Here is a 2,080-nt window from a genome sequence, read left to right on the forward strand (position 1 = left end):
ATAAATCTAGATTGTCACGAATATGTACCGCAGGCACTAAAAAACCTAATTCTTGTGACAGTTTTTTACGTACGCCTTTGATTCTGCCTAATAATTCACCACCTTGAGACTTGTCAACCAGCGGAATTAAGCGATATCCGACTTCAAGACCAATAGTATCAACATGACGCACATCGTCCCAGCTTAAATCTTTAGGTTCTTTATCCTTGCTCTCAACCGGCCCTTTAGTCGCTAACGTTAGTGCAGCTTGCTTTTTGTCAACATTACGCTTGTAAATAAAGTACGCAGCACCCGCGGTAATAAATGCAAATGTCAAAAACGCAACATGAGGCATACCAGGCACAATACCCATAATAAAGAGTAACCCTGCTGCAATGGCTAATGATTTATGGCTGTCAAACATCTGACTGAACATCATTTGGCCCATATCGCCAGACTCGTTTTGACGAGTTACCATTAAGGCCGCGGCAATAGACAGCAATAAACCGGGAATTTGCGCAACTAAACCATCACCGATGGTTAGTAAGGTATAAATTTCAACCGCGCTAGAAAAGTCTAATCCATGCTGGATCATACCAATCACAAATCCACCAATCATATTGATGACTAAGATCATGATCCCTGCTATGGCATCACCTTTAACAAACTTTGAAGCACCATCCATCGCACCATAGAAGTCAGCTTCTCGAGTCACTTCGGCGCGGCGAATACGTGCTTGGTCTTGGGTTAATGTGCCAGCATTTAAATCTGCATCAATGGCCATTTGCTTACCCGGCATTGCATCTAAGGTAAAACGAGCGCTCACCTCAGCAATACGCCCCGCACCTTTAGTTACCACAGCAAAGTTAATGATAATAAGAATAATGAACACCACTAAACCAACGGCATAATTGCCGCCAATGACCACTGAACCAAACGCTTCAATAACTTTACCCGCAGCGGCACCACCATTATGGCCTTCAAGCAATACAATACGGGTAGAGGCGACGTTTAGGGCAAGTCTTAGTAACGTTGCAATTAATAATACGGTAGGAAAAGCAGCAAAATCGAGTGGTCTGTCAGCATAAATAGCAACTAAGAGTACAACTAAAGCCAACGCAATATTGAATGAAAACAGAATATCTAGCAAAAAAGCAGGAATGGGTAAAACGACCATGCCTAACGCAGCAAGTACTAATAAAGGTGTTCCGATCCCTTTAAAAGTAGATACTTTCATTTGTTTCATTTGGCCAAAAGCTGCTTTTGCATCCATATTAAGATGAACCCTTTATGTCAGATCACGGCGTCAATGGACTATTATTTGACGCGAATAGACATACAAAGCAAAAATTAAGCCACAAATATCATCTATCTAAAATAGATTATTTATTAGTGTTTTAAATCATCTGGTATGGGTTGTTTAAGCGGGATAGGTTTTGGTCGACGGCCTTTACCTTTTTGATACTGTCTCAACTGGAACACATAAGCTAATACCTGCGCAACGGCGGTAAATAAGCCTTCTGGCACTTGTTGATCCACTTTAGTCGTGTGGTAAATAGCACGAGCCAACGGTGGAGCCGATACAATAGCAACGTTATGTTCTCGAGCAATTTCACGTATTCTAAAAGCTACATCATCGACACCTTTGGCGATTAAAAAAGGGGCTGATGAGCGGCTTACATCGTATTTAACTGCCACAGCATAATGCTCTGGGTTAACCACAATAACATCCGCATTAGGCACTTCGGTCATCATGCGCCGTTGTGCCATCTCCTGCTGCATTTGTCTTATCCGGCCTTTAACTTCAGGTTTACCTTCAGTGTCTTTATATTCGTCTTTGACTTCCTGTTTAGTCATTTTTAACTGTTTTTTGTGGTTCCAAATTTGAAATGGCACATCAATAATCACAATCAATAACATCGAACTGCAGAGTAAGATGAACATCCAGATAAGCAAATCTAGAGCATGATAAACATTGCCCGGCAGGTGATCGCTGGACAGAGTCAAAATATCGTAGAAATAAAATTTTAATAAAAAATAAGCCGATAATGCTACCACCGAAAACTTAGCAATACCCTTAGTAAGCTCAACCAATGCCTGG

General features: G+C 41.3%; 2 protein-coding genes. Both read right to left on the reverse strand.

All coding sequences use genetic code 11. The features are described from left to right. A partial coding sequence (locus tag CXF78_RS15110) for an FHIPEP family type III secretion protein (RefSeq protein WP_145991477.1) occupies window positions 1-1,252 on the reverse strand: 1,252 nt, incomplete at its 3' end. Window positions 1,253-1,368: 116 nt separating this feature from the next. Further along, window positions 1,369-2,080, reverse strand: a 712-nt coding sequence (gene flhB / locus CXF78_RS15115; protein WP_145991478.1) for a flagellar type III secretion system protein FlhB, incomplete at its 5' end; no start/stop codon positions are given.

Origin of the sequence: Shewanella sp. 11B5, from assembly GCF_002836795.1 — a bacterium.
In the GTDB taxonomy this organism is placed as follows: domain Bacteria; phylum Pseudomonadota; class Gammaproteobacteria; order Enterobacterales; family Shewanellaceae; genus Shewanella; species Shewanella frigidimarina.